This window comes from Micromonospora sp. DT233 (assembly GCF_049841815.1).
Lineage (GTDB): Bacteria > Actinomycetota > Actinomycetes > Mycobacteriales > Micromonosporaceae > Micromonospora.
The window spans coordinates 160,126-180,716 of sequence record NZ_JBNCLB010000010.1 but is presented as its reverse complement, the minus strand read 5'-3'; the positions used below and the strand labels follow the sequence as shown (position 1 = coordinate 180,716).

General features: G+C 74.6%; 17 protein-coding genes. 11 read left to right on the top strand and 6 right to left on the bottom strand.

Going from position 1 to position 20,591, the window contains the following annotated elements:
* Window positions 1-50: 50 nt before the first annotated feature.
* Window positions 51-2,150, bottom strand: coding sequence for a DNA gyrase/topoisomerase IV subunit B (locus ACLQ2V_RS21205; protein WP_425720276.1), 2,100 nt, complete (start codon window positions 2,148-2,150; stop codon window positions 51-53).
* Between the two features lie 218 nt (window positions 2,151-2,368).
* Between ACLQ2V_RS21205 and ACLQ2V_RS21200 the strand changes: the two genes are divergently transcribed.
* The 5 genes from ACLQ2V_RS21200 (at window position 2,369) to ACLQ2V_RS21180 (ending at window position 8,133) form a co-directional block, all read left to right on the top strand.
* A complete protein-coding gene (locus tag ACLQ2V_RS21200; RefSeq protein WP_425720275.1) occupies window positions 2,369-3,625 on the top strand; it encodes a hypothetical protein in 1,257 nt (418 codons plus the stop codon).
* A gap of 236 nt (window positions 3,626-3,861) precedes the next feature.
* Entirely contained in the window at window positions 3,862-5,085 is a 1,224-nt protein-coding gene (locus tag ACLQ2V_RS21195; protein ID WP_425720274.1) for a glycosyltransferase, read from the top strand.
* Between the two features lie 67 nt (window positions 5,086-5,152).
* Window positions 5,153-6,037 carry an alpha/beta fold hydrolase gene (locus tag ACLQ2V_RS21190; RefSeq protein ID WP_425720273.1) on the top strand — a complete coding sequence of 295 codons (885 nt, stop codon included), beginning with the start codon at window positions 5,153-5,155 and terminating at the stop codon, window positions 6,035-6,037.
* 90 nt (window positions 6,038-6,127) lie between these two features.
* A complete protein-coding gene (locus tag ACLQ2V_RS21185) occupies window positions 6,128-6,748 on the top strand; it encodes a hypothetical protein (protein ID WP_425720272.1) in 621 nt (206 codons plus the stop codon).
* A gap of 143 nt (window positions 6,749-6,891) precedes the next feature.
* Complete coding sequence (locus ACLQ2V_RS21180) at window positions 6,892-8,133, top strand: cytochrome P450 (protein ID WP_425720271.1); 1,242 nt, start codon at window positions 6,892-6,894, stop codon at window positions 8,131-8,133.
* 358 nt (window positions 8,134-8,491) lie between these two features.
* Here the strand turns inward: ACLQ2V_RS21180 and ACLQ2V_RS21175 are convergent, their stop codons facing one another.
* Complete coding sequence (locus tag ACLQ2V_RS21175) at window positions 8,492-8,689, bottom strand: GTPase activator (RefSeq protein WP_425720270.1); 198 nt, start codon at window positions 8,687-8,689, stop codon at window positions 8,492-8,494.
* 98 nt (window positions 8,690-8,787) lie between these two features.
* Window positions 8,788-9,705, bottom strand: coding sequence for a DUF72 domain-containing protein (locus tag ACLQ2V_RS21170; protein WP_425720269.1), 918 nt, complete (start codon window positions 9,703-9,705; stop codon window positions 8,788-8,790).
* 138 nt (window positions 9,706-9,843) lie between these two features.
* Here ACLQ2V_RS21170 and ACLQ2V_RS21165 point away from each other — a divergent pair, with 138 nt between their 5' ends.
* Genes ACLQ2V_RS21165 through ACLQ2V_RS21155 form a run of 3 tightly spaced genes read left to right on the top strand, consistent with a single transcriptional unit; the run spans window position 9,844 to window position 12,180 of the window.
* Entirely contained in the window at window positions 9,844-10,347 is a 504-nt protein-coding gene (locus ACLQ2V_RS21165; protein ID WP_425720268.1) for a DinB family protein, read from the top strand.
* Between the two features lie 54 nt (window positions 10,348-10,401).
* Window positions 10,402-11,082: a Pr6Pr family membrane protein gene (locus ACLQ2V_RS21160; RefSeq protein WP_425720267.1), complete on the top strand. Its 681-nt coding sequence runs from the start codon at window positions 10,402-10,404 to the stop codon at window positions 11,080-11,082.
* 48 nt (window positions 11,083-11,130) lie between these two features.
* Entirely contained in the window at window positions 11,131-12,180 is a 1,050-nt protein-coding gene (locus ACLQ2V_RS21155; RefSeq protein WP_425720266.1) for an NAD(P)-dependent alcohol dehydrogenase, read from the top strand.
* Between the two features lie 75 nt (window positions 12,181-12,255).
* On the opposite strand, the gene ACLQ2V_RS21150 is transcribed toward ACLQ2V_RS21155, so the two are convergent.
* Window positions 12,256-12,765 (bottom strand): mycothiol transferase, encoded by a 510-nt coding sequence (locus ACLQ2V_RS21150; protein ID WP_425720265.1) that lies wholly within the window; start codon window positions 12,763-12,765, stop codon window positions 12,256-12,258.
* A 101-nt stretch (window positions 12,766-12,866) separates the two neighbouring features.
* Between ACLQ2V_RS21150 and recD2 the strand changes: the two genes are divergently transcribed.
* Both recD2 and ACLQ2V_RS21140 read left to right on the top strand, forming a co-directional pair.
* Window positions 12,867-15,125 carry an SF1B family DNA helicase RecD2 gene (gene recD2 / locus ACLQ2V_RS21145; protein ID WP_425720264.1) on the top strand — a complete coding sequence of 753 codons (2,259 nt, stop codon included), beginning with the start codon at window positions 12,867-12,869 and terminating at the stop codon, window positions 15,123-15,125.
* Between the two features lie 67 nt (window positions 15,126-15,192).
* Window positions 15,193-16,599, top strand: coding sequence for an acyl-CoA synthetase (locus ACLQ2V_RS21140; protein WP_425720263.1), 1,407 nt, complete (start codon window positions 15,193-15,195; stop codon window positions 16,597-16,599).
* A 48-nt stretch (window positions 16,600-16,647) separates the two neighbouring features.
* Here the strand turns inward: ACLQ2V_RS21140 and ACLQ2V_RS21135 are convergent, their stop codons facing one another.
* Window positions 16,648-17,310: a 4'-phosphopantetheinyl transferase family protein gene (locus ACLQ2V_RS21135; RefSeq protein WP_425720262.1), complete on the bottom strand. Its 663-nt coding sequence runs from the start codon at window positions 17,308-17,310 to the stop codon at window positions 16,648-16,650.
* A gap of 170 nt (window positions 17,311-17,480) precedes the next feature.
* Between ACLQ2V_RS21135 and ACLQ2V_RS21130 the strand changes: the two genes are divergently transcribed.
* Window positions 17,481-17,939 carry a cold-shock protein gene (locus ACLQ2V_RS21130; RefSeq protein WP_425720261.1) on the top strand — a complete coding sequence of 153 codons (459 nt, stop codon included), beginning with the start codon at window positions 17,481-17,483 and terminating at the stop codon, window positions 17,937-17,939.
* Between the two features lie 15 nt (window positions 17,940-17,954).
* Here the strand turns inward: ACLQ2V_RS21130 and ACLQ2V_RS21125 are convergent, their stop codons facing one another.
* Window positions 17,955-19,364 carry an AMP-binding protein gene (locus ACLQ2V_RS21125; protein ID WP_425720260.1) on the bottom strand — a complete coding sequence of 470 codons (1,410 nt, stop codon included), beginning with the start codon at window positions 19,362-19,364 and terminating at the stop codon, window positions 17,955-17,957.
* Window positions 19,365-20,591: the final 1,227 nt, after the last annotated feature.

Below are 20,591 nucleotides of genomic sequence, written 5' to 3'. Positions count from 1 at the left end.
GGCTCAGCTCTCTGCTCGGCGGGCGGCGGACGGGCGGCGGCGGGTCGGGCTCATGCGTCGATCGCGTCGCGGTCGACCCGGCCGGCGGAGTCGATCAGCCAGTTGCGGCGCGGCTCGACCTTCTCCCCCATCAGCAGCTCCAGGATCCGCTCGGCGGCGTCGACGTCGTCGAGGGTGATCCGGCGCACCGCCCGGGTGGCCGGGTTCATCGTGGTGTCCCAGAGCTCGTCGGCGTCCATCTCGCCGAGCCCCTTGAAGCGGGGGATCGGGGTGACGATCTGCTTGCCGGCCTTCTCCAGCTTGCGGACCGTCGTCTCCATCTCCGCCTGGGTGTAGGTGTAGACGGTCTGCGGGCTGCGGCCCTTCGTGGTGATCTTGTGCAGGGGCGGCATCGCGGCGTAGAGCCGGCCGGCCTCGATCAGCGGGCGCATGTAGCGGGCGAAGAGGGTGATCAGCAGGGTCCGGATGTGCGCGCCGTCCACGTCCGCGTCGGCCATGATCAGCACGCGGCCGTACCGCATCGCCGAGAGGTCGAAGGTGCGGCCGGAGCCCGCGCCGAGCACCTGCACGATCGCGGCGCACTCGACGTTGTCCAGCACCTGCTGGAGGTTGGCTTTCTGGACGTTGAGGATCTTGCCCCGGATCGGGAAGATCGCCTGATATTCCGCGGAACGGGCCAATCGGCCTGTCCCGAGGGCGCTGTCCCCCTCCACGATGAACAATTCACTTCTGTCGATGCCCGAGGCGCGGCAGTCGACCAGCTTGGGCGGCATCGACGCGCCCTCCAGGGCGGTCTTGCGCCGGGCGGCGTCCTTCTGCTGCTTCTGGGTCAGCCGGACCCGGGCCGCGTCGACGATCTTCTGCAGCACCGTGCGGGCCTCGGCCTTGGTGCGGCGATCATCCAGCCACGCCTTCAGGTGCGCCTCGATCAGCCCCTGGAGCACCTTCGTGATGCCGGCGGTGGAGAGCTCGTCCTTGGTCTGGGAGGTGAACTGCGGCTCGGGCAGCCGCACGTGCACCACGGCGGTCATCCCCTCCAGGACGTCGTCCAGGGTGGGGGCGTCCTCCTTGGGCCGCAGCAGGCCGCGCGCGTTGCGGGCGGCCTCGGCCAGGGTACGGGCGAGGGCGCGCTCGAAGCCCTTGCGGTGGGTGCCGCCGTGGGCGTTGCGGATGGTGTTGGTGAAGCACTCGACGGTGCGCTCGTAGCCGGTGCCCCAGCGGAACGCCACCTCGACCTCGGCGCGGCGCTGCACGTTGGACTGCATGACGCCGTTGGCGTCGGCGGCGTTCTCCCGGTAGGTGCCCTCGCCGGTGACCAGCAGGGTGCCGGAGACGGGCCGGTCGCCGGCCGGGGCGAGGAACTCCACCATGTCGGTGAGGCCGTCGGGGAAGTGGAAGGTCTCCTCGACCGGCTCCTCGCCGCTGTGGTCGCGCAGCAGGAAGGTCACGCCGGGGACGAGGAACGCGGTGTTGCGCAGCTTGAGCCGGACGGCGGCGACGTCCAGCACCGCGCCGGTCTCGAAGTAGCGCGGGTCGTGCCAGTAGCGGATCGAGGTGCCGGTGGGCTCACCGCGCTTCATCGACCCGACGACCTGCAGGCCGGGGCCGGGGGTGAAGGGGGCGTCGGGGGCGGGGCCGTCGAAGACACCGGGCACGCCGTGCCGGAACGACATGGCGTGCACCTTGCCGGCGCGCCGGACGGTGACGTCGAAGCGCCGGGACAGGGCGTTGACGGCGGAGGCGCCGACGCCGTGCAGGCCGCCGGAGGTCTTGTAGCCCGAGCCGCCGAACTTGCCGCCGGCGTGCAGCCGGGTGAGCACCAGCTCGACGCCGGAGATGCCGGACTTGGCGTGCACGTCGGTCGGGATGCCCCGGCCGTCGTCGTCGACCTGCACCGAGCCGTCGGCGTGCAGGATCACCGCGACCCGGGTCGCGTGGCCCGCCACGCCCTCGTCGGTGGAGTTGTCGATGATCTCGTTGACGAGGTGACCCACGCCACGGCTGTCGGTGGAGCCGATGTACATGCCGGGACGCTTCCGGACGGCGTCGAGGCCCTCCAGGTGCGTCAGGTCGTCGGCCCCGTAGAGCGTCTCAGGCTGTGCGGTCAACTGGTCGTACTCCCAGGTCTCGGCGGTGGTGGTGCCGCTCACCGGATCGATCACCTCGCGCGGCGCGCCGCAGGGAGCCTAACCGGGAGGTGGGACAGGACGTCGGCACCCCGCAGCGCGGGGACCGCGCCGCCGTCGCCGTCGTGGCTTCCCTGAGCGCTCCACGCAACGGAATTGCGGGCGTTGACGTTCGTCACACGCCCGTGATGTGATCGCCGTCTCAAAGAAACTTTCACATTGCTCGATCACTGGAGGCGCGCATGTCCGTGTTCCGTCGTACCGCGTTGGCGGCGGTGCTGGCCGTCGCGGCGGCGGCGCTGTCGAGCGCCGTCGCGCCGCCCGCCCCGGCGGTGGCCGCCCTCCCCACCGCCGCCGTGGCGCTGGGCGACAGCTTCATCAGCGGCGAGGGGGCCGGTTCCTATTCCCCGGTCGTCGACTCCAACGGCGTCAGCCAGGGCTTCCCCGGCTGGAGCGCGCCGAACAGCAACGCCTACTTCTGCCACCGCTCCCCCAACGCCTCGCTCTTCCAGGCCACCCTGCCGGGCATCCAGGCCCGGTTCAACCTGGCCTGCTCCGGCGGGCAGCCCCACGACATCGCCAACGCCTCGGTCGACCGGGCCAAGGGGCGCGCGGTCGCCTCCCAGCTCGACCAGCTCCGCGCCGTGGGGCGGACCCACGACATCGACGTGGTGCTCGTCGGGCTGGGCTCCAACAACAGCTCGTTCACCTTCGGCAGCGTCGCGGAGAAGTGCGCCAACCGGTTCATCGCCGACGCGTGGACCGGGTGGTGGGAGTTCTGGGCGTACCTCGGCGGGCCGGTGCCGCAGGAGCCGTGCGGCGACGCCGACCTGGCCACTGCGGCGCAGTTCAGCGCCGCCACGGCCGAGACCACGGCGGCGGTGCGGCAGATCCTCACCACCCTCGACCAGATCGACGCCGACGGCCAGCACCGGATCGTGTTCCAGGACTACACCAACCCGCTGCCGACCGAGCTCGCCGCGAACTACTGGGAGGAGGACGGCCGCGACGACACCCGGGACAAGTTCCGCGACCTGGGCGCCGAGCGGTACGCGGCCGGCTGCCCCATCCACCGGGCCAGCCTGCTGCCGGGGCACCGCTTCTCCTCCGGGCTGGGCACCCTGGTCGGTGCGGTGCGCGGCACGCTGGCCGCCGAGTTCCCCGCCGCCGACCTGGTCCACCTCAACGTGCAGCGGGCCTTCGACGGGGCCCGGCTCTGCGAGCAGCCGACCAGCCCGTCCGGCGCGCTGGCCACGCCGATCCGGCTCCAGGACGGCGCGAGCGGCACCTTCGTCACCAGCCTCGCCGGCAAGGACAAGCTCGACATCCAGCGGATCGCCAACACCTGCGTGAGCTACTTCCAGACCTGCCAGGAGTCGTGGCACCCCAACGTGGCCGGGCACCAGGTGCTGGGCCGCTGCCTGAGCGGGGCCGTCACCGCCGCCGCCCGGACGGTGGCCTGCGTGCGGGCGACGGACGGGACGATCAGGGTCAGCTGACCCGTCGACCGATCATCAGGGGCCCCTGTTCTCGGGGGCCCCTTTTGGCTGCCCTACCGGCGCTGAGCAGCGGGGACGACCGTGGGGCCGGAGCACGGGCCGGGTGGCGGGATCGACGGTTCGACGCGGGGAGGTTAGGAGGCAGGGTCGGGGGTAGGGGACCTTGCATGCCCGTCCGGCAAGCCCGCCGGCTCGCTGGGTCCCGCCGGCCGGGACGGGCGGATCGAGGAGGAACCATGCGGATCGCCATGATCTCGGAGCAGGCCAGCCCACTGACCACCCTGGACGCCGACGACGCCGACGGGCAGGGCACACACGTCGCGGAGCTCGCGGCGGAGCTGGTCGGGCAGGGCCACGACGTGCGCGTCTACACCCGCCGCGACTCCCCCGCCCGGCCGGACACCGTCACCGCCGCCGCCGGCTACCAGGTGCGGCACGTGCCGGCCGGGCCGGCGCGCCCGCTGCCCACCGACGACCTGCTGCCGTACGCCGGGGAGTTCGGTCGTTGGCTGGCCGGCCAGTGGCGCGACGGGGCCTGGCGCCCCGACGTGGCGCACGCGCACTTCTGGATGAGCGGGCTGGCCTCGGTGCACGCCGGCCGGCGGGCCGGGGTGCCGGTGGTGCTGACGTACCACTCCCTCGGCACGGCGCAGCGGCGGGAGCGCGCCGGCCGGGACACCGGCCCGCCGGGCCGCATCGGCTACGAGCGCGCGCTCGGCCGGGCGGTCGACCTGGTGGTGGTGCAGTGTCAGGAGGAGGTCGGCGAGCTGATCCGCCTGGGGGTGCCCCGGTCCCAGCTGGCGCTGGTGCCCTCCGGGGTCAACGAGCAGCTGTTCCACCCGGAGGGGCCGGTCGCCCCGCGCGACCCGGCCCGCCCCCGCGTGCTGACCGCGGGCCGGTGGGCGGAGAACAGCGGGGTGCAGGACGTCGTACGGGCCATGGCCGCGGTGCCGGGGGCCGAGTGCGTGGTGCTCGGCGAGCGGGTCGGCGACCGGTCGGCCGCCGACGGCTTCGCCCGGCGGCTCGACGCGCTGGCCCGCTCGTGCGGGGTGGCCGATCGGGTGCGGCTGGTCGACGCGGTGCCCCGCGAGGAGTTGGCCGCCTGGTACCGCTCCGCCGACGTGCTGGTGGCCGCCCCCCGGCACGCACCGTTCGGCCTGACCGCGCTGGAGGGGATGGCGTGCGGCGTCCCGGTGATCGGCACCAACGTCGGTGGCATCGCCGACAGCGTCGTCGACGGGCTCACCGGGGACCTGGTGCCACCGCGCGACCCCCGGGCGCTGGGCCTGGCGATCCGCCGGCTGCTCGGCGACAACGTGCGCCGCTTCGCGTACGCGACGGCGGCGCTGGACCGGATCCGCAGCCGTTACTCGTGGCAGCGCTGCGCCGAGCAGCTCGGCGTGCTCTACGAGGCGGTCACCACCGCCGCCCGCCCGGTGTCGGCCTCGGCGGCGGCCTGATCCCCGGCCCGCCCGCTGCACCCGCCCCTTGCTACCCGGCGGTAGCTTGCGGCCGTACCCTGGGCCGGTGAGCGCGGCCGAGGAGTACACGCAGGAGTTCGTCGACGTCGATGGCGCCCGGCTCGGGGTCCAGGTGTACCCGGAGCCCGCCGGGCCCGCCGACGCCCCGGTGGTGGTGATCTGGCCGGCGATGGGGGTGCGGGCCCGGTACTACCGCCCGTTCGCCGCCGCGCTGCGGGCCGCCGGCCTCGCCGTGATCGTCGCCGACCTGCGGGGCACCGGCGCGAGCACGCCCGCGCCGAGCCGGGCCAGCCGGTACGGCTACCCGGAGCTGGCCGGCGACGTCGGCGCGGTGCTGGCCGCGCTGAAGCCCCGCCTCGACGGCCGGCCGACGATCCTGCTCGGGCACTCGCTGGGCGGTCAGGCGGCGCTGCTGCACCTGGCCCTGCACGGCACGGACGCGGTGGACGGGCTGGCCCTGGTCGCCGTCGGCGTGCCCTACTGGCGCGACTTCGCGGCCCCCCGTCGGTACGGGGTGCTGCCGTACACCCAGGGGATCGCCGCCACGGCCCGGCTGCTCGGCGTCTGGCCGGGGTGGGGCTTCGGTGGCCGGCAGGCGCGCGGGGTGATCCGGGACTGGGCCCACACGGCGCGCACCGGACGCTTCCCCACCCTCGACGGGGTCGACGCCGAGGCGGCGCTGCGCGCGCTCGACCTGCCCGTGCTCGCGGTGAGCGTCGACGACGACCAGTACACCCCGCACGACACCCTGGACCGCCTCTGCGCCAAGCTCGCCGCCGCCACCGTCGTGCGCGAGCGGTACACGACCGCGCAGGCCGGGACCGACCTGGACCACTTCCGCTGGGTACGCGCCGGCGCGCCGATCGCCGCGCGGGTCGCCGCGTTCGCCGCCGGCCTGCCGGGCTCCCGCCACCCGGATCGCCTCGCCTGAGGCGTCGCCACCGCCCCTGACCTGGCATGGGTGCCTACTACCGCGATCGGCGGGTATGCCGCACTGCCCGTACCGGTGAAAGGGGATCCGATGTCCGAACGGCATACCGCACTGCGCTCGATGCACGACCTGGGCCTGGCCGCCTGGTTCGGCGGCTCGCTGATGGGAGCGCTCGGCGTCAACGGCGCGGCGGCACAGATCAACGACTCGACCCAACGACTCCCCACCGCCTCGGCGGGGTGGGCCCGGTGGACCCCGGTCAACGCGGCGGCGATCGGCGCGCACCTGATCGGCGCCGTCGGCGAGCTGGTGACCGAGAGCCCCCGGGTGGTGGCCCAGTCCGGGGTGGCCCGGACGAGCGTGGTCAAGACGGCCCTCACGGTCGGCGCGCTCGCGGTCACCGGCTACAGCCGGCTGCTCGGGATGCGGTTGCAGAACGCCGGCGGCCCGTCCGTCGAGGGGACGACCGAGCCGAACCCGCAGACGCCGGCCAACGTGGCCAGCTGCCAGCGGCAGCTCAAGCTGCTGCAATGGGCCATTCCCGTGCTCACCGGCGCGATGGTGGTGGTCACGGCGTACATGGGCGAGCAGCAGAAGCCGGGGCAGGTGTTCCGGGGAATCCTGGGCCGCTCCGGCAACGCCCACCGGATGGCGGGGAACATGGCCTCGATGGAGGCGCTCCGGCGACACCTGGCCATGTCCGGTCACTGACGCCGGCGGTGTGCCGCCCGGGCCCGCTCGATCGACGGGCCCGGGCGGCGCGCTCTGGCGACGGCGTGGGCCGGCGGCTCGGGCGTGGGCCGGCCCGTCACGCCGCCACGTTTGCCCGGCGGTGCCGGGGGCACGGTAGGACCATGTCCGGTCAACCTCACCCGATCCTCGACGACACGCTGACCCTGGCCCTGCAGGGGTACGCCTGGCTGCCCAACCGGTTGCGCCGCTGCGGCGGCGACGCGTTCGCCACCCGGCTGATCGGCCGGCGCGCGGTGGCGTTGCACGGCCCCGAGGCGGCCCGCTTCTTCTACGACGAACGGCACGTGCGGCGGCACGGCGCCATTCCCGGCCCGGTGCAGAGCACCCTGTTCGGGCACGGCGCGGTGCACACCCTCGACGGCGAGGCGCACCGGGTCCGCAAGGCGCTCTTCACCGGGCTGCTGATGAGCGGGGACATCGACGGGCTGGTGGCCCGGGTCGGCGTGGCCTGGGACGACGCGGCCCGCGACTGGGCCGCCCGACCCTCGGTGGTGCTCTTCGAGGCAGCCGCGCAGGTGCTCACCCGGGCCGTCTGCGACTGGGCGGGGGTGCCGCTGGCCCGCGACGAGGAGGCCGACACCGCCGCCGACCTGGTGGCGCTGGTGGACGGCTTCGGCACCCCCGGCCCGGCGCACTGGCGGGCCCGCCGCGCCCGCAACCGCCGCGAGGCGTGGCTCGCCGGCCTGATCGACGGCGTCCGCGCCGGGACGGTGGCCGTGCCCGAGGGCTCTGCCGTGGCCGCCGTGGCCCACCATCGGGACGCCGACGGGCGACGACTCGACGCCCGCACCGCCGCCGTGGAGCTGCTCAACGTGCTGCGGCCGACCGTGGCGGTGACCTGGTTCGTCGCGTTCGCCGGGCACGCCCTGCACCGCTGGCCGGAGCACCGCAGCCGGCTGCGCGACGGCGAGCCCGCCTTCGCCGAGGCGTTCGCGCACGAGGTGCGGCGGTTCTATCCGTTCGCGCCCTTCGTCGGCGGCAAGGCGGTCGCCGACCTGGAGTTCGCCGGCGTCCGGATCCCCACCGGGGCGATGGTGCTGCTCGACATCTACGGGCAGCACCACGACCCCCGGTTCTGGCCCGACCCGTACCGCTTCCACCCCGACCGCTTCCTGGGCCGGGAGCTGGGCGAGTTCGACCTGATCCCGCAGGGCGGCGGCGACCCCCGCACCGGGCACCGCTGCCCCGGCGAGCAGATCACCGTGGCCGTGCTGAATGAGCTGGTCGTGCGGCTGGCCCGCCTGGACTACCGGGTGCCGGAGCAGAACCTGGCCATCCCGCTGGAGCGCATCCCCACCCGGCCGGTCAGCGGCGTGGTCATCGAGGTCGACCGCCCGGGTTGACCCTTCCTCCGCGCGGCAGGGGCGTCCGTGCCGGCGGGGACTTCTCTTGCGCGTCCTTTGGAGCTGATGTCGTAGACGACTCATTCGGGCGATGTCGTAAACGACTCAGCTCCATAGGGCCCGGAACGAAGGGGAGGTCGCCCCTGGGGTTCCGCCCACCGACACGCGCCGGCCCCACCGACACGCCCGACCGACGCCCGACCGACGCCTGACCGACGCCCGGCCGACGCCCGGCCCGGCGAGGGTGCCGGCCCTGGTGTCGAGAGCGCCGCCGCGCGACCGACCCGGTCGCGCGGCGGCGCCTTGAGTTAGGAGCGCGGCGGCGCTTTCGCTCCGCAGCGCGAGGGCTTCTTCCGGCTCAGGAGCCGGTGCCGCCCGCCCCCGCGCCGGGGGGCGACGGCGGCTCGGCGACGGGGCGGCCGGTCTCGTCGACCAGGCCCGGGGCCATGCTGCCGCCGTGCGCCTCCTGCGCCTCCCGGGTACGCCGGGCCGCCGGGTCCTGCGGCACCCCGCCGGCCGCCTCGTCAGGCCGGTCGTCGCCTTGCTGCTCGCTCATCGGGCACTCCCCTCCGTCTGTCCTGCTCCGGGCGGTACCCGGACAGCCCGCCGGAAAACCGATTCAGCGGTCGCCGCCCGGAGGGACGGGGTGGACGGTCAGCGGTGGTCGGCCCGCACGGCGGGATGCGGCCCGGCCGGCACGCCCGCCTCGGCGAGGAGCTCGACCAGGCGGGCCGCGTCGCGCTGGGCCTGGTCGCCGCAGCAGTTGTTGAACAGCACGTGCAGCTCTTCGCCGCCCTCGGCCAACTCGACCAGCAGCTCCGACCAGCGGCGCAGCTCGCGCTCGCCGTAGGCGTACCGGAACTTGTCCTGCTTGTCGCCGCTCTCCCAGGCGGCGCTGTGGCCGTGGAAGCGCACCACGGCCGGCTGCGCGGTGGCGACCATGATCGGCGGCACCGACGAGGCGAAGCCCTGGGGCATGTCGACGCAGACGTAGCTGAGGTCGTGCTCGCGCAGCAGGCCCAGCGTGTGCAGGACGGCGTCCTCGGTGAACCACGAGCCGTGCCGCAGCTCCACGCTCACCCGCCACGGCCGCAGCCGCTCGGCCACCTCGACGATGCGCCGCTCGGCGGCGGCGCTGCGGGCCAGCCACGGCGGGAACTGCAACAGCACCGCGCCGAGCCGGTCGGCCGCCGCGATCGGCTCCAGCGCCGCGCGGAACCGACGCCACAGCTCGTCGTACGCCCCGGCGGGCAGGTCCCGCCACCGGATCCGCGACGGGCCGCCGGCCGGCCGCAGGTCCTTCGGCAGCACCGAGACCGGCGTGGGATGCCCGGTGAAGAGGCTGAACGCCTTGACGTCGAAGGTGAACCCGGGCGGGGTGGCGGCCACCCAGCCGGCCGTGGTCTGCGGCACCGGCACCGCGTAGTACGAGGTGTCCACCTCGACCAGTCGGAATTGCTGCGCGTACCAGCCAAGGCGGTCGGCCGGGGTCTGCACCGAGCGGGGATACCAGCCGGATCGCAGCAGCATCTGGTCCGCCCACGACGACGTGCCCACCATGATCTCACCCATGTTGATCAGTCCACCGCGCCCCGCCCCGCTCGGCAACTCCAACCCACTGCACCCCCCGCGTCGTCATCATGGGGACGGGGGGTGTCGGGGGGTGGGGTTAGCGTCGGGAGTGGAGTCGACATCAGTAAGGACGGTGGCATGACCAGTACCGATCACCTCGACGGCGAGCGGGCCCAGCTGTTGGAAGCCCTGCGCCAACGCCGCGCGTTCCTGCGGCAGACCGTCGACGGGCTCACCGACGCGCAGGCCGCCGGGCGCAGCACCGTCAGCGAGCTCTGCCCCGGTGGTCTGATCAAGCACGTCGCGCTCATCGAGCAGGGTTGGATGCAATTCGCCGTGGGTGGGGCGGAGGCAATGCCGGACGCCTCCTCCGACTGGGCCGGGCAGTTCCGGATGGCTGACGGGAAGACGCTCTCCGAGCTGCTCGACGACTACTCCCGGGTCGCCGCCGTGACCGACGACCTGGTGGCCACCCTCGACCTCGACCTCCCCCACCCGTTGCCGCCGGCCCCCTGGTTCGCGCCGGGAGCGGGCTGGTCGGTGCGTCAGGTGCTGCTGCACCTGATCGGCGAGACGGCCCAGCACGCCGGGCACGCCGACATCCTGCGCGAGGCGATCGACGGCCACAAGACGATGGGCTGAGCGGGCCACGAGACGGTGGGCTGGGCAGCCCACCTCGGCTGATAGCGTGCGTCGATGAGACTGCGGTGTCCACCTGCGGCGGTCGCCTTCCGCCTGGTGATTGTGTCCAGCGTGCTGGCCGGGGTGGTGCTCACCGCCCTCGGCCCGGCCACGGTCACCGGGCTGCTGCCGTACTTCACGATCCAGAGCAACATCGCCGTCGGGCTCCTCGCCGGATACGCCGCCCGGCAGGCGTGGCGGGGCCGGCCCGACCCGCCGTCGGCGGTCAAGGGCGCGGTCGTCCTCTACATCACCATCACCGGGGTCGTGTACCACCTGGTGCTGGCCAACCCGGCCAGCCCGTTCGCCGCCGCCCAGCCGGACCGGGCGCTCGGCGAGGCGCTGGGCAACCAGTTCCTGCACACCGTCGTGCCGCTGCTGGCCGTCGCCGACTGGGCGCTGTTCGACCCGCGCGGTCGGCTCCGGCCCCGGCACGCGGCCTGGTGGCTGGCCTTCCCGCTGGCGTACCTGGGGTTCGCGCTGCTGCGAGGGCTGGTCGTGCACGAGTACCCGTACCCGTTCGTCGACGCCGGGGAGCTGGGCTACGACGGGGTGGCGCTCACCTCGCTGCTCTTCGCGTCGGCGTTCTGGCTGCTGGGGCTGCTGCTCGTGGGTGCGGACCGGGGCCTGGCCCGCCTGACCCGGCCCCGCGTGGACGCCGAGGGGAGGGCACCGGACCGTTTGCCCGTGCGGTGAACGGGGAGCCAGCCGGGGAAGCGGAGCCGAACCGGACAGGAGACGCAGATGCGCGCGTTGCGGTTGCCGAACTGGAAGTCGGAGCCCGAGGTGGTCGAGGTGGACGAGCCCACGCCCGGCCCCGGCGAGGTGGTGGTGAAGATCGGCGGGGCCGGCGCCTGCCACTCCGACCTGCATCTGATGGACGACTTCGAGAACGGGTCGGCGCCCTGGAACCCGCCGTTCACCCTCGGCCACGAGAACGCCGGCTGGGTGCACACGCTCGGCACCGGGGTGACCGGCCTGGCGGTCGGCCAGCCGGTGGCGGTCTACGGCCCGTGGGGGTGCGGCACCTGCGAACGCTGCCGGGTGGGTGTCGACCCGTACTGCGAGAACCTGGCCGGGGCGCCCGCGCCCGGCGGGGGCGGCGGGCTCGGCCTCGACGGCGGCATGGCGGAGTACGAACTGGTCCCCGACGCCCGGCACCTCGTGCCGCTGCCCGACGGGTTGGACCCGGTGCTGGCCGCCCCGCTGACCGACGCCGGGCTCACCCCGTACCACGCGATCCGCCGCTCCTGGGCCAAACTGCCCCCGGGCAGCACCGCCGTGGTGATCGGCGTCGGCGGGCTCGGGCACGTCGGCGTGCAGATCCTCAAGGCCACCACGGCCGCGCGGGTGATCGCCGTGGACACCCGCGAGGAGGCGCTGAAGCTCGCCGAGGGGTACGGCGCGGAGCTGACCCTGCTCTCCGGCCCGCGCACCGCCGAGGAGATCCGCAAGGCCACCCCGGGCGGCCGGGGTGCGGACGTGGTGCTCGACTTCGTGGGCGCAGACGTCACGATGGCGCTCGGCCTGGCCGCCGCCCGCACCGTCGGGGACCTCACCGTCGTCGGCATCGCCGGGGGAACCCTGCCGGTCAGCTTCTTCTCCGTGCCGTACGAGCTGAGCGTCCAGACCACGTACTGGGGCAGCCGGCCCGAGCTGGCCGAGGTGCTCGAACTGGGCGCCCGGGGCCTGGTCCGGCCGAAGATCACCCGGTTCGACCTGGAGGACGCGCCGATCGCGTACCGGGAGATGCGGCAGGGGTCGCTGGAGGGCCGCGCCGTCATCGTGCCGTGACGACGACGGGCCGGGCGGGCCCGGTCTACGGGCGGTGAGTCGGCCCCGGTCTGCGGGCGGCGGGGCCGGGCCCGGTCAATCGACGTCGAGGAGGCCGCGGACGTAGGCGGCCTGGCCGGCGTGCTGCAGGTCGTCGTCGGCGACGCTGACCAGCCGCACGCCGAGGGTCACCGGCGGGTCCCACGACTCGTCGACCACCCGGTCCAGGTCGGCCGGGCGCAGCCCGGCCAGGTAGTCGCGGGTCCGCCGGGCGACCGCGTCGAAGTAGTCGAGCAGCGCCTGCGCGCTCTGCGGCGCTACGGCGGCGACCTGCTCGGGGGTGTGCCCGTAGCCGATGTCGTCCGGGTCGGCGGTCAACCCGAAGCGGCCCGCCCAGTCCCCGGTGACCCAGATCTGCTCCGCGCCGAGCACGTCGGCGACGTGGTGGTCCTGCACCCGGGTCAGGTGCCACACCAGCCAGCCGATCGGGTTGGCGCCGGGCGCGGGAGCGCGGCGCAGCTGCTCCGGCGACAGCCCCTCCACGGCCGCGCGGACGAGGCCGGGCAGCCGACCGTAGGTCTCGATCAACACGTCGCCGACGTCCACGCGCTCCTCCTCGGTCCGGTTCCTTCCCGACCAGTACCGCAGGCCCGCCCCGGCAAACCTCCCGCACCCGCCGGCCCGCCGGCTCTGCCATCATCGTCACGATGTCCGCGAACCCGTCAGCGCCGGTCGCCGGCCCGCCGGCGAGCCCCGACGCGCCCGCGCGCGGCGTCGTGCTCGAGGCGGTGCTGGAACGAATCACGTACGCCAACGAGGAGACCGGTTACACCATCGCCCGGGTCGCCACGGAGCGCTCCGGCGACGACCTGCTCACCGTGGTCGGCGCCCTGCCCGGCGCGCAGCCCGGCGAGCGGCTGCGGCTGGTCGGCCGGTGGGGTTCGCACCCGAAGTACGGGCGGCAGTTCGAGGTGCACGGCTGCACCACGGTGCTGCCGGCGACGATCCAGGGCATCGAGCGCTACCTGGGCTCCGGGTTGATCAAGGGGATCGGCCCGAAGATGGCGGCCCGGATCGTCGCCGCCTTCGGCGTGGAGACGCTGCGGATCATCGAGGAGGAGCCCGCCCGGCTGGTCGAGGTGCACGGCCTGGGCAAGAAGCGCACCGCCGCGATCGGCGTGGCCTGGCAGGAGCAGAAGGCCATCAAGGAGGTGATGATCTTCCTCCAGGGCGTCGGCGTCTCCACCTCGCACGCGGTGCGGATCTTCAAGCAGTACGGCGACGAGTCCATCGCGGTGGTCCGCGACGACCCGTACCGGCTCGCCGCCGACGTCTGGGGCATCGGCTTCCGCACGGCCGACAGCATCGCCAAGGCCGTGGGCATCCCGCACGACAGCCCGCAGCGGGTCCGCGCGGGCATCCGGCACACGCTCTCCGAGGCCGCCGACGGCGGGCACTGCTACCTGCCGGAGCCGAACCTGGTGGCCGACGCCGCGGCGATCCTGGAGGTGCCCACGGCGCTGGTCGCCGCCGGCCTGGCGGAGCTGGTGGCCACCTCCGAGGGGGTGGTCGCCGAGGCGGTGCCGAACCGCAGCAACCCCGACGCCGTCATCCCGGCGGTCTACCTGGTGCCGTTCCACCGGGCCGAGTCGGCGCTCGCGGCGAGCCTGGTCCGGCTGCTGCGCGACCCGGTGGACCGGATGCCGGCCTTCGCCGACGTGAACTGGCCCCGCGCGCTGGCCTGGCTGCGGGCCCGCACCGGCGCGGAGCTGGCGGCGGAGCAGGAGCAGGCGGTACGGCTGGCGCTGACCTCCCGGGTGGCGGTGCTGACCGGCGGGCCGGGCTGCGGGAAGTCGTTCACCGTACGGTCGATCATCGAGCTGGCGGCGGCGAAGCAGGCGAAGATCGTGCTGGCCGCGCCGACCGGCCGGGCGGCGAAGCGGCTCACCGAGCTGACCGGTCACCCGGCCACCACCGTGCACCGCCTGTTGCAGCTGCGCCCCGGCGGGGACGCCACCTTCGACCGCGACAACCCGCTCGACGCGGACCTGATGGTGGTCGACGAGGCGTCGATGCTCGACCTGATCCTGGCCAACAAGCTGGTGAAGGCCGTCCCGCCGGGGGCGCACCTGCTGCTGGTCGGCGACGTCGACCAGCTCCCCTCGGTGGGTGCCGGCGAGGTGCTGCGCGACGTGCTGGCCGCCGAGGCCGTGCCCCGGGTGCGGCTGACCCGGATCTTCCGGCAGGCGCAGGAGTCGGGGGTGGTGGTCAACGCGCACCGGATCAACGCCGGGCAGGCCCCCGTCTTCGGCGAGCACCCCGACTTCTTCCTCTTCCCCAGTGACGAACCGGAGGTCACCGCCGAGCAGGTGGTCGACATCGTGGCCCGGCGGATCCCGCGCCGCTTCGGGCTGCGCCCCCGCGACGTGCAGGTGCTCACCCCGATGCTGCGCGGGCCGGCCGGCGCGGGGAACCTGAACACCCTGCTGCAACAGGCCATCGCCCCGCACCGCGAGGGCGTGCCGGAGCGGCGGCACGGCGGGCGGGTGTTCCGCGTCGGCGACAAGGTGATCCAGGTCCGCAACAACTACGACAAGGGCACCGCCGGGGTGTTCAACGGCACCGTCGGCGTGGTCACCGCCCTGGACCTCGACGAGCAGACCCTGGTCGTGCGCACCGACGAGGACGAGGACGTCGGCTACGAGTTCCACGAGCTCGACGAGTTGCAGCACGCGTACGCCATCACGGTGCACCGGTCGCAGGGCAGCGAGTACCCGGCGGTGGTGGTGCCGGTGACCATGGGGGCGTACACGATGTTGCAGCGCAACCTGCTCTACACCGCCGTCACCCGGGCCCGGAGGCTGGTCGTGCTGGCCGGCTCGCGCCGGGCGCTGGCCATCGCGGTCCGCACGGCCGGCACCGGCCGGCGGCACACGGCGCTGACCCACCGGCTGAGTCCGGGGTAGCCGGCCAGGGGGCACCCGACTACGGTCGGGGCGATCGGGGTCCGAGCCGTTTGGAGAGGTCGCCCACATGTCGCTGCTGAGCTGGCTGTCCGAGTCCGCCGACGAGCGCCCGGAGGCGATCCGGGTCGACGACCGGGCGGTGTCCGGGGCGCAGCTGCGCCGCCTCGCCTCGGCCGTGGCCGACGACCTGCACGGCGTCGACCGGGTGGCCGTCGAGGCGACGCCGACCCTGGAGACCGTGGTCGGGGTGGTGGGCGCGCTGCTGGCCGGCGCTGCGGTCGTACCGGTGCCGCCGGACGCCGGGCCGATGGAGCGCGACCACATCCTGCGCGACGCCGCCGTGGGCGCCCTGCTCGTCGCGGCCGGCGGCGACCGGCCGGCCGCCGACGGGCCCACGGTGGTCCCGGTCGACCTGACCCGGCGCTCGGACACCGTCCACCCGGAGCCGGACCCGGGCGCCACCGCGCTGATCCTCTACACCAGCGGCACGACCGGGGCACCGAAGGGCGCGGTCGTCTCCCGGCGGGCCGTCGCGGCCTGCCTGGACGGGCTCGCGCAGGCGTGGGCGTGGACACCCGACGACCTGCTGGTGCACGGGCTGCCCCTGTTCCACGTGCACGGCCTGGTGCTGGGGGTGCTCGGCCCGCTGCGCGTGGGCAGCCGGCTGCACCACGTGGGCCGACCCCGCCCCGAGCGGTACGCCGCCGCCGGTGGCTCGCTCTACTTCGGCGTACCCACGATCTGGTCCCGGATCGCCGCGGACCCGGACTCGGCGCGGGCGCTGCGCCCGGCGCGGCTGCTCGTCTCGGGCAGCGCCGCCCTGCCTGCGGCGGCCTACGCGGACCTCGCCACGCTCACCGGCCACCGGGTCGTCGAGCGGTACGGGATGACGGAGACCCTGATCACGGTCAGCGCGCGGGCCGACGGGCCGCGCCGGCCGGGCACGGTGGGGGTGCCGCTGCCCGGGGTGCGGACCCGGCTGGTCGACGAGCGCGGTGAGGCGCTGCCTCCCGGCGGGACGACGATGGGCGAGTTGCAGGTCACCGGCCCGACCCTCTTCGACGGGTACCTGAACCGGCCGGACGCCGACGCGGCCACCCGGACCCCGGACGGCTGGTTCCGCACCGGGGACGTCGCCACGGTCGATCCCGACGGGTGGCACCGGATCGTCGGGCGGGCCGCCACCGACCTGATCAAGAGCGGCGGGTACCGGATCGGGGCCGGCGAGGTGGAGGACGCCCTGCTGGCCCACCCCGGGGTGCGCGAGGCCGCCGTGGTCGGCACCCCGCACCCGGACCTCGGCCAGCAGGTCACCGCTTACGTGGTCGGCGACGGGGTGACCGGGGCGGAGTTGATCGACTTCGTGGCCCGGCACCTGTCGGCGCACAAGCGGCCCCGCGAGGTGCGGCTGGTGGACGCGTTGCCCCGCAACGCCCTGGGCAAGGTGCAGAAGACGCGGCTGACGGCGGAGTGAGCCGGCCTGTCGGGTTCCCGGCGGCCGCCGCCCGGCCCGGCGGCCCGCTCAGGCGGTGGCCACCGGGATGGCGATGGCGGTGACGACCAGCCCCCGGTCCACGAGGAACCGGCCCCGGAAGGCCGTCACCGGTGCGCCGCCGAGGACCGGGCCCGGCACCAACAGGTGCGCGACGAAGGTCCCGGCGGGATCGACCACGATGTCCGCCTCCGCGAAGTCCAACCACTTGGCGGTCAGCGGGAACCACGCCTTGTAGACCGACTCCTTGGCGCTGAACAGCAGGCGGTCCCAGCAGACGGTGGGGCGGGCGGCGGCCAGCGCGGCGGTCCGGTCCCGCTCGCCCGGCAGGGCGATCGCGTCGAGCACCCCCTCGGGCAGCGGCGCGTGCGGCTCGGCGTCCACCCCGACGGTGGCGAACGTCGTGACCCGGGCGACGACGGCCGCCCGGTAGCCCTCGCAGTGCGTCATGCTCCCCACCACCTCGGCGGGCCACACGGGAGCGCCGCGCTCGCCCCGCAGGATGGGCGCCGGGGCGAGGCCCAGTTCCCCGAGCGCCCGGCGGGCGCAGTGCCGCACGGTGGTGAACTCCCGGCGGCGCTTCTCCACCGCGTTGGCGATCAGCCGCTGTTCCTCGGGGAAGAGGGTCAGACCGGGGGGGTCGGTGAAGGATTCGGCGACCACCACGGCGGGGGGTAGAATCTGCTCGATCACGTCCGCCGATGCTAGGTGCTTCGGCGACGCGCGCCGCCCCGTCGCCGGCGCGCGACCGCAGCGATAGGGGTGCGGTACGGGTGGAGGGCGACGGGTGCGGGTGCCAATCTGAGGGGCGCCCCGGCCTGGTCGGTCGGGAGCGAACAGCGGCTGACGGATGCGGGACAGCGATGTTGACTGGCAAAGTGGTGCGGTTCGACGAGGTGCGGGGCTACGGCTTCATCACCCCGGACGACGGCGGCGACGACGTGTTCGTGCACGCGAACACGGTCGACGGCGACAAGTGGGCGTTGGCCCCCGGCGTCCCGGTGGAATACGAGGCGGTGGAGAACGACCGCGGCCCCAAGGCCCTGACGGTGCGCGTGCTCGGGCCCGCCCCGGCGGGCGAGCGGATCGCGCCGGCCCGGGTCGCCCCGGGCGCGACGTCGACCGCCGGGCGCGGCCGGGAGGCACCGGGCGGGGCGGACGACGAGGAGGGCCTCTGCGACGTGCTCTCCGAGCGGTCGTTCTTCGCCGAGACGACGGAGGCGCTGCTGACCGCGGTGCCCGACCTCACCGGCGCGCAGATCGTGGCGGTGCGGGCGCGGATGCTGGCCCTCGCCCGGCGGCACGGTTGGGTGGAGGGCTGAGCGTCCCGGCACCGCTCACGCGAACCTCGCGGCCGCCGCGGGCCAGGCCCCGGCGGCGGCGATGAGCAGTGACTTCCTGATCCGGCCCTGAGCGCTGCGCGGCAACTCGTCGACGAAGTGCACCAGGCGTGGCCGTTGGCCGGCCGACAGGTACCGCCCCACGTGGTCGATGAGCACCTGGGCGGTGAGCCCCTCGGCGGCGACGACGAACGCGGTGACCTGCTCGTCCGCCCGGCCGTGCGAGGTGCCGACGACGGCCGCCTCCCGAACCCCGGGGTGGCTCAGCAGCGCCTCCTCGACCTGACCGGCGTGCACCCGGCGGGTGCGCCCGTGCACCACGTCGGTCCGTCGCCGCCCGATGATCCGGTACGACCCGTCGGGCGCGACGGTCACCAGGTCGCCGGTGGCGTGCCAACCGGTGTCCGCCGGCTGCCGACAGCCGTCGACGTACCCGCTGAACAGCGTCGGGCCCCGGATGCTCAGCTCGCCGGTCGACTCCCCGTCGGCCGGCACCGGCCAGCCCTGCCGGTCGAGGACCCGGGTCTCGACGCCGGGCAGGGGCGTCCCGGCGACCCCGGCGGCGGGCGGCGCGTCCACCCGTCCCGCCAACGCGATGAGGGTCTCGGTCGTGCCGTACCCCTGGATCAGGGAGTGCGTGGTGAGCAGCCGGAGCCGTTCGATCAGGGTGGCGGGCAGCAAGGCGTCGGCGGAGACCAGGATCCGCGCCCCGGCCAGCGCGCGGGCCCGCGAGCGGTCCCGCGCGATCCGGGCCCACTGGCCGGGCAGGGCCAGGTACATGGTGCCGGGTGGGCCCCCGGCGGCGTCCCGGTCCCGGTGTACGAAGCGGCAGCCCGTGCGCAGCGCGCCGAGCAGGCCGACCACCAGCCCGTACGCCCGGAACAGCGGGGCGCCCTGGACCAGCACGTCCTCCCGGTCCCAGTGCCACGCCTCGGCCAGCAGATCCAGGTCGACGGCGATGGCCCGGCGGGAGATCCGCACCCCGCGCGGCGGGCCGGTGACGCCTCCGGTGTAGAGGATCACCGCGTCGGCGTGCGGGGGCGGCTCCGGCTGGTGGGTCCAGCAGCGCTGGCTCAGGTCGACCGGGACGGTGGGCAGGCCGGTCGCGGTGTCGTGGCCGAGCAGCACGGTCGCCCCGGACTCCCGCAGCAGTCGAGCACGCTCGCGGCGGTCGGCCCGGGGCGGCAGGGGCACCAGCGGCACGCCGGCCTGGACGACGCCCGCCATGCCGACCACCGTCTCCAGGGTGGGTGTCGCGTCGACTGCCACCACCCCGGCGCCCCGGATCCGGTCGGCGACCGCGTTGACGCAGCCCACCAGGGCTTCGCTGGACAGCCCCCGCCCGGCCACCCGGACCGCCTCGGGCCGGTCCGGTCCGGCCCCCGCCAGCGCCCGCAGCAGTCTCATCCGCCCTAACCTTCGTCGAGGGCGTCGACGAGTCCCGGCAGTGGCTGGGGCATCGGGGCCAACGGAACCCTTCGTGTCGTGGGTGCGGGTGGCCCCAACTGGCGGCCAGCCCGCAGGCTGCGGGGTGACCCGAAATTAAGCGGCACCATCGCCGGGCACAACCCCTAGCCGCCGCGCCGCGCCCTCTGGGCACGGGGTGTTTCCGGGCCTCGCGGAGCGCGCCTGCGGCTCGCGCCGGACCCGTGACGCGCCCATATCGGGCCCGGGCCGGCCCCGTGGCCCCGCCTGCGGCCGGAGCGCCGGGGGCTTCCTCAATTCCGGGGGACGCGCCGGACGAAAACCCAGCCCGACTGGCCCCGGGCTCCGTCGATCAGCGCACCGCCGCCACATCCCCGACCGGCCCGGCCGTCGCGATGTCGTCCCGACGCCCGGACACGGACACCCTGGTAATTGTCAATCATCCGCCGGGGAATCCTGGTGCATTCAACAGATTATCGTGGATATTCCGCCCGGCACCCCGGTCGATCATGCCGGGATGACGGGTAATCTACCGTTAACCTCCAAGTTTTAGGCAAGTACCCGAATCGGCCAGGGGTGGCCGACGCCGTCGCAGGGGGTACGCCGTCGCCGCCCTCCCGCCCGCGGCGGCGAGCCGGCGGCCACCGCCCGAACCGCGCCCACGAGCCGACGGCGACCGCCCGGTTCGCGCCCGAGAGCGGACGGCCACCGCCCGGTTCGCGCCCGCCGCACGGGCCGGGACGCCTGCGGCGCAGGCTCACCGCCAGCCACGACGCCCCGCCGCGCCCGTCCCGCCGGGCATCGCGCCGCGCCCCCGGCAGGGCACCGCGCCGCCCCCGCCGGGGCACCGCCGCCCCGCTCCGCCGCCGCGCGGTGGCCGGGGCGGCCAACTTCGGACTCATGCACCTTTCTGCGCATTTGTCGGCAGGCCGAAGAAGGGCGTCAACCGACCGGAGAAAAGTTCGCGTATTACGTTGTGAAATGGTCCGGCAACGGTGCGCTGTCAGTTTCGTCGACGCTCGGCGGGGTCGACGGCGGTCCGCCGATGTTGCCTATCCTTTACGCAGCTTCCGCTTGCCGCCCATTTCGGAGAATGCCATACTCCCATCATGCACATCTGTCGATGACGGGAGGGACGCGGCCCGAGGTGCCGGGAATTGCCGAAGGTGCCGGTAGCGCCTCGGCACGGAAGCCGCAGTCACTCAAGTT